This is a genomic window from Actinomadura alba (assembly GCF_014323705.1).
Taxonomy (GTDB): Bacteria; Actinomycetota; Actinomycetes; order Streptosporangiales; family Streptosporangiaceae; genus Actinomadura_C; species Actinomadura_C alba.
The window spans coordinates 238,123-244,599 of the sequence record NZ_JABVEC010000010.1; the positions used below are offsets into that span (position 1 = coordinate 238,123).

Annotated in this window: 8 protein-coding genes and 1 pseudogene; 4 read left to right on the forward strand and 5 right to left on the reverse strand. The window is 65.3% G+C overall.

All coding sequences use genetic code 11. The annotated features are described in order from the left end of the window. Positions 1-18: 18 nt before the first annotated feature. Positions 19-1,434 carry an endo-1,4-beta-xylanase gene (locus HKK74_RS15990; protein ID WP_187243990.1) on the reverse strand — a complete coding sequence of 472 codons (1,416 nt, stop codon included), beginning with the start codon at positions 1,432-1,434 and terminating at the stop codon, positions 19-21. 419 nt (positions 1,435-1,853) lie between these two features. Between HKK74_RS15990 and HKK74_RS15995 the strand changes: the two genes are divergently transcribed. Then, positions 1,854-3,254 (forward strand): non-reducing end alpha-L-arabinofuranosidase family hydrolase, encoded by a 1,401-nt coding sequence (locus tag HKK74_RS15995; protein ID WP_312881522.1) that lies wholly within the window; start codon positions 1,854-1,856, stop codon positions 3,252-3,254. A gap of 412 nt (positions 3,255-3,666) precedes the next feature. Here the strand turns inward: HKK74_RS15995 and HKK74_RS16000 are convergent. Both HKK74_RS16000 and HKK74_RS16005 read right to left on the reverse strand, forming a co-directional pair. Continuing rightward, a pseudogene (locus tag HKK74_RS16000) lies at positions 3,667-4,146 on the reverse strand (transposase family protein); the annotation flags it as partial. Positions 4,147-4,239: 93 nt separating this feature from the next. After that, entirely contained in the window at positions 4,240-4,416 is a 177-nt protein-coding gene (locus tag HKK74_RS16005) for a hypothetical protein (RefSeq protein WP_187243992.1), read from the reverse strand. A gap of 292 nt (positions 4,417-4,708) precedes the next feature. Between HKK74_RS16005 and HKK74_RS16010 the strand changes: the two genes are divergently transcribed. The 3 genes from HKK74_RS16010 to HKK74_RS16020 are packed head-to-tail and all read left to right on the forward strand — an operon-like array spanning position 4,709 to position 6,008. After that, entirely contained in the window at positions 4,709-5,074 is a 366-nt protein-coding gene (locus HKK74_RS16010) for an ArsR/SmtB family transcription factor (RefSeq protein ID WP_187243993.1), read from the forward strand. Continuing rightward, positions 5,071-5,553 carry an SRPBCC family protein gene (locus HKK74_RS16015; protein WP_187243994.1) on the forward strand — a complete coding sequence of 161 codons (483 nt, stop codon included), beginning with the start codon at positions 5,071-5,073 and terminating at the stop codon, positions 5,551-5,553. Before HKK74_RS16010 ends, HKK74_RS16015 begins: the two co-directional genes overlap by 4 nt. A gap of 47 nt (positions 5,554-5,600) precedes the next feature. Further along, the gene (locus tag HKK74_RS16020) at positions 5,601-6,008 is read left to right on the forward strand and encodes a VOC family protein (RefSeq protein ID WP_187243995.1); all 408 of its coding nucleotides are present in this window, start codon (positions 5,601-5,603) and stop codon (positions 6,006-6,008) included. 56 nt (positions 6,009-6,064) lie between these two features. Here the strand turns inward: HKK74_RS16020 and HKK74_RS39065 are convergent, their stop codons facing one another. Both HKK74_RS39065 and HKK74_RS39070 read right to left on the reverse strand, forming a co-directional pair. Next, a complete protein-coding gene (locus tag HKK74_RS39065) occupies positions 6,065-6,250 on the reverse strand; it encodes a hypothetical protein (RefSeq protein WP_222722303.1) in 186 nt (61 codons plus the stop codon). A 30-nt stretch (positions 6,251-6,280) separates the two neighbouring features. Beyond that, a partial coding sequence (locus tag HKK74_RS39070; RefSeq protein WP_222722304.1) for a hypothetical protein occupies positions 6,281-6,477 on the reverse strand: 197 nt, incomplete at its 5' end.

A 6,477-nucleotide genomic window follows, 5' to 3' on the forward strand; every position in this document is an offset into this window, starting at 1 on the left:
CGCCTTTTCCTGGGCAGGTCAGGTGCGGGTCCAGCGTTGGTTGCTGCCGTTCCAACAGGAGTAGAGCTGGATCGGGGTGCCGTTGGCGGAGCCGGCGGCGTCCAGGCAGAGGCCGGACTGGACGCCGACGATGGATCCGTCGGAGTTGAGGCGCCATTTCTGGTTGTCGCCGCCCCAGCAGCTGTAGATCTGGACTTTGGCGCCGTTGCCGGTGCCGGCGGCGTCCAGGCACTTGTCGCCGTAGACCCTGAGCTCACCCGCGTCGGTGTACGTCCACTGCTGGTTGGTGCCGCTGTGGCAATCCCACAGCTGGAGCTGGGTGCCGTCGGTAGTGCTGGCGTTGGGCACATCCAGGCAACGGCCTGAACCGACACCCTTAATCGTTCCAGCACCGGGAGGGGGCGTCGAGGTGCCGCCGTTGAGGGCGTTGAGGACCGCGGTGTAGGCGGCTTTCTTGTTGCCGTTGCCGTCGAACAGCAGCGGCGTGTCCTGCGAGCGCCAGGAGTCGGTGTCGCGCACACCCCAGACGGTGATGCCGAGGCACCGCGAGACGGCCAGGCAGTCGTTGGTCACGTTGGCGTAGGTCGTGGCCGAGGCACCCTGCACGTCCAGTTCGGTGATGGCCACATCGACGCCGAGGGCGGCGAAGCTCTGCAGGGTGGTGCGGAAGTTGCTGTTGTAGGGGCTGCCGCTGTTGAAGTGAGACTGGAAGCCGACGCAGTCGATGGGCACGCCGCGCTGCTTGAAGTCGCGGACCATGCCGTACACGGCCTGGGTCTTGGCCCAGGTCCAGTTCTCGATGTTGTAGTCGTTGTAGCAGAGCTTGGCGGCCGGGTCGGCGGCGCGCGCGGTGCGGAAGGCGACCTCGATCCAGTCGTTGCCGGTGCGCTGCAGGTTGGAGTCGCGGCGGGCTCCCGAGCTGCCGTCGGCGAAGGCCTCGTTCACGACGTCCCACTGGGCGATCTTGCCCTTGTAGTGGGACATGACGCCGTTGATGTGGTTGATCATCGCCTGGCGCAGTGCGCTGCCGCTGAGGCTCTGCATCCAGCCGGGTTGCTGGGAGTGCCAGGCCAGGGTGTGGCCGCGTACCTGCTTGCCGTTCTGGACCGCCCAGTTGTAGACGCGGTCGCCGACGGTGAAGTTGAACTGGCCCGGCTGGGGTTCGGTGGCGTCGATCTTCATTTCGTTCTCGGCGGTCACCGAGTTGAACTCGCGGTTCGCGATCGTGGTGTACGCCGGGTCGTTGAGTCTGCCCGAGGCGATGGCGGTGCCGAAGTAACGGCCGCTCTGCGCCGCCGCAGCGCCCAGCGTGCCCTCCGCGGCGGCGGCCGGAGACGGTGCCACCAGAGCGACGGCAGCGCTGAGCACCCCGAGGACGCCTGCGAGGAGGGCCCGCTTGCGGATCCGAGCCCTGGGCATCGCGTTCGTACGCACGTCTGTTCCTCCATGAATGGACGAGGGGTGGAAGCACGGACACAGCCGTGCAACAGACGCCGCGCACCATTACGGGAACGCACACACCACCAAGGCGTCGCGGACTCAGTGTGTGAGCCAGCACAAATCCCGTCAATGTTTTCAAAATATTTCATCGCGTGTGTCTGGCCGCCGGGTTGTGTGCGCGATCTAGCAGCAGGCCTGCGCCCGAAAACTTTTCGAAGGTCCGGGGTCTTGACGATGTCGCTCTGCCGCGTATTTACTCCGGCCACCACCACCCCCCCGATCACCGATTGAGAGAAGGTTTCACTCGGCTGAAAATGTTAGCTCTAACACTTTGGGCGAAGGTAAGGGAAGACGAAGGGAAGAAGTTCATGTTGAGGACCGGTGCGGCAGTGCTGGCATCGCTCCTGCTGTCGGTGCTCCTGTCCGTGACGAACACGCAAACGGCTCAGGCCGCGACAGTGGATGTGAACAAGTGGTACGTCCTGGTCAACCGCAACAGCGGCAAGGCCCTGGACGTCTACAACCTGGCGACCAACGACGGCGCCCGCATCACCCAATGGACCAGGAACGATCAGAACCAGCAGCAGTGGCAGTTCGTCGACTCCGGCGGCGGTTACTACCGCATCAAGTCCCGCCACTCCGGCAAGGTGCTGGATGTCTACAACTTCTCCACCGCCAACGGCGGCTCGATCGTCCAGTGGTCCGACCTGAACGGCACCAACCAGCAGTGGCGGCTGGCCGAGAGCCCGGGAGGCTACGTCAGGTTCATCTCGCGCCACAGCAACAAGGCCCTCGAAGTGCAGGGCGGCTCCACCGCCGACAACGCGAACATCGTCCAGTACGACGACTGGGGCGGCGACAACCAGCAGTGGCAACTCGTCCAGGTCGGCGACGACCCCAGTCCGACGTGCGATCTTCCTTCGACATACCGCTGGACATCAACGGGCCCGCTTGCGCAGCCCAAGTCGGGGTGGGTCTCGCTCAAGGACTTCACCGTCGCCCCCTACAACGGCAGGCATCTCGTCTATGCGACGACGCACGACACGGGGACGAGGTGGGGTTCGATGAACTTCGGCCTGTTCACCAACTGGCCGGAGATGGCCTCGGCCAGCCAGAACACAATGTCGAATTCCACCGTCGCCCCCACGCTGTTCCACTTCGCGCCGAAGAATATCTGGGTGCTCGCCTACCAGTGGGGTGGGACCGCCTTCTCCTACCGGACGTCGAGCGACCCCACCAACCCGAATGGCTGGTCATCACAGCAGGTGCTCTTCTCCGGAAGCATCACCGGCTCCGGAACAGGACCCATCGACCAGACTGTCATCGGCGATAGCACGAACATGTACCTTTTCTTCGCCGGCGACAACGGCAAGATCTACCGGGCCAGTATGCCGATCGGGAACTTCCCGGGCAGTTTCGGCACGACTTCGACAGTGATCATGAGCGATACGACCAACAACCTGTTCGAAGCCGTTCAGGTCTACAAGCTCCAGGGCCAGAACCGCTACCTCATGATCGTCGAGGCGATCGGCTCGCAGGGTCGTTACTTCCGCTCGTTCACGGCCACCAGCCTGAACGGCTCGTGGACGCCGCAGGCCGCAACCGAGAGCAACCCGTTCGCCGGCAAGGCCAACAGCGGCGCCACCTGGACCAACGACATCAGCCATGGCGAACTGATCCGCACCAGCGCCGATCAGAGCTTTACCGTCGATCCCTGCAATCTGCAGTTGCTCTACCAGGGGCGCAGCCCCAACTCCGGCGGCGACTACGGCCTCCTGCCCTACCGGCCGGGTCTGCTGACACTGCAGCGCTAACGACGTAACCGGGGTCCGTCTCCGGTGCGGACCCGGCGTGGCGGGCTCGGCGGAAGGCCGAGCCCGCCCCAGTTCACCGCAGGCAGGACGACCCTCGGCTTGGTCGCCAACTGCGGCGCGGCCACGACGGTCGTCTGAGTCCTGGGCACCGGGTCCATGGGATGTCCAGCCCACCCCATGGACCCGGCCCTCGAATCACTTCGGAGCGATCTCCAGGAAACGAAACCGGGCGCTGCTGACCATGGTGGCCCTGGCCGTGGCGCTCAGCCCAGCCACCCAGGCTCAAGCGACGGCACCCGCCGCGTCATGGCCAGACGGCTGAGCAACGGCGACATCGCAGTCGCGCTGTTCAACCAGTCGGTCAAGGCAGGATCTCGACGTACCCATCGGTTCCGTGCACGCGGATCCGCTCCCGGGCGGCGGTCAGGTCGTGGGTGGAGCCCGGCAACGCCCCCGACGTCCACAGGATCGTCCCATCTGGGCCGGCGATCACCTGCACGTTCATGCCGTGCACGCGATGCTTGCCGGAGAAGTATGGCCGGTCGGCCTTGACCCGCTCGGTGTGGATGAGCGTCCCGTCCAGGATCACGTGGGTCAGCCCGTCCTTAGTAGCCTTCCGCAAGGCTTGCGTGAGCTTGGGGGAACGGGCCGACAGCAGCATCACGATCTCTTCCACATACCGCCAGGCCGTCGTCGCCGACACCCCGAACCCCGCGCTGATCTCGGCGAACGTCTCGTCCTTACGCAGGTAGACCAGCACCAGCAGGGCCTGTCGGCCAGGGGAGAGCAGCCGCCATGCCGACCCGGTCTTCGCCCGGTGCCGGCGGATCACCCCCGCAACGTAGTTCAACGTCGAACGCGACAAATCAACGGCGGCACGGTAGAACAGCAACCGAAGCTCCTGGTTGTGACGGGTATTGGTTGTGGTGATCAACCCATCTACCAGGAGCTTCTCTACGTCACGGCCCCAACGGGCGCATCGCGATCATGCTGTGACCAGCGGCCCTCCACCGGAGGATGAAATGGATTCGGTGAACGTGTCACCGTCCAGGTACGGCTGGATCGCCCGGAAAGAGGTGCGGTCGCCGAACCAGCCGTGCAGCGCCATCACGCGATGGGCTCCGGAACCGAGGGTGTCGTGAGGGAGGGCGACGGAGGACATGGGCGGTTCTCCTTCGGCGGGTGCGAGCGGGCTGCGACAGAGAAGGCGGAGGCATGACCAGGGGGTGAAATGGCGTTCGTACGCTCTGCGTCACTGCGGGGAAAGCGTCGAACGATACGAGGCCGGTGTCAATGGTGACGGCCGAGACGACGGGATCACGTCATGTGTGCTTCGAGGCGCTCGGCAGCCGTGCATCCGACGGCGGTTCGGCGGGAACCGCATCGCGTTGACAGCCGTACTGGTCAGCATGTAGAAAACCGGAAGGTTATTGAACCGGAAGGTTATACAAGGGATGAGTCCAGACCTGCTCGACGCCACGTTCACCGCGCTGGCCGATCCGACGCGGCGGGCGATCCTGGCCCGGCTCGCGTCGGGCGAGGCGACGGTCACCGAACTGGCCGCGCCGTTCGACATGAGCCAGCCGGCGATCTCGAAACATCTCAAGGTGCTCGAGCGCGCGGGTCTCATCTCGCGCGGCCGCGATGCGCAGCGGCGGCCGTGCCGGCTCGAGGCCCGACCGCTCAAGACCGCCACCGACTGGCTCGAGAACTACCGGGCTTACTGGGAGGACGGTTACCGGCGGCTTGACGAACTGCTCGCCGAACTCGGGGCCGAGGACGAGCGGCGCGGGGATCCGCCGAGTGGAGCGCGCTCATGAGCGACGGGACCGGCGCCCTGACGGTGACGACGCCGACGGACCGAGAGATCGTCATGACGCGGGCCTTCGACGCCCCACGCCGTACGGTGTTCGACGCGTTCACCAGGCCGGAACTGCTCAAGCGCTGGTTCGGCGCGCGCGGCTGGAACCTCGTCGTCTGCGAGATCGACCTGCGCGTCGGCGGCACTTGGCGCTTCGTGTCTCAGGGACCCGACGGCGGTGACATGGGCCATGGCGGTGTCTACCGCGTGATCGTGCCGCCGAGCCGACTGGTCTACACCGAATCGTTCGACGACCAGTGGTATCCGGGTGAGTCACTGGTCACCTACGACTTCGCCGAGCTGAACGGTGTGACGACGCTGACCAGCACCGTGCTGTACGAGTCGAAGGAAGCGCGTGACACCGCACTCCGCTCCCCCATGGAGCGAGGTGTCGCCGAGGGCTACGACCGGCTCACCGCGTTGCTCCACTCGTGCTGACAGCGAACCACTCGTACTGACAGCGAACCATCAGAAAGGGATGTGCCGTGAACTGGACCCTCGAAGTCGTCATAGTGCCCGTGTCGGACGTGGAGCGCGCCAAGTCGTTCTACGCCGAGCGACTCGGTTTCAACGTGGACCACGACACCACGATCATCGATGGACAACGTGTCGTACAGCTGACCCCTCCCGGGTCGGGCTGCTCGATCGTCGTGGGAGAGGGCGTCGTCCCGGACATGCCGCCGGGCTCGCTCAAGGGCCTTCAGCTGGTCGTCCCAGATCTCCACAAGGCACGCGCCCAGCTCGTCGAACGCGGGGTGGAGGTCAGTGAGATCCAGGTCCTGGGCGAGAACCCGAGGCCGGTGGCGGACGCTCTCGACAACGTCGGCTTCCTCTTCTTCAGTGATCCGGACGGAAACGACTGGGCCGTACAGCAGATATCCACCCGCGCCTAGCGGCCCGCGCCAGCGGCATGTCGGATCAATCCCGGCCCATCGGCATGTCGGGGCATTCAGAGCGTCGGAGGTAGGCCGAAGGCCGGGAACAGGCTGGTGCCGAACGAGGCGAGCATCCGGTAGCAGTGCAGGTGCAGTTCGCGCCGATGGCGCTCGGTGAGCTCCTCGAACGCGGACTCCACCTCGGAGAGCGCAGCGGTGATCTCCGAGGTGGAGTCTCCCTGCTCGAGCTTCAGGTCCACGATGCGTACTCCTCGGTCCGGCCGGTCGGGTCACCGACGTTCTTTGACATGAAACGTCGCACCCCACGGAAACTCATCGGTGCTGCGATGAGCGGTTCTCTGCGACGTGGTGGTGTTCCTTTCTGTGATCGTGCTGCCGCCGTACGACGGCCTGAGAAGAGCGATCGGGTCCCTCCCGCGCAGCCTGTCCGCCGGGGTTTGACCTTGCCGCAGCGTCAACGTCTCTA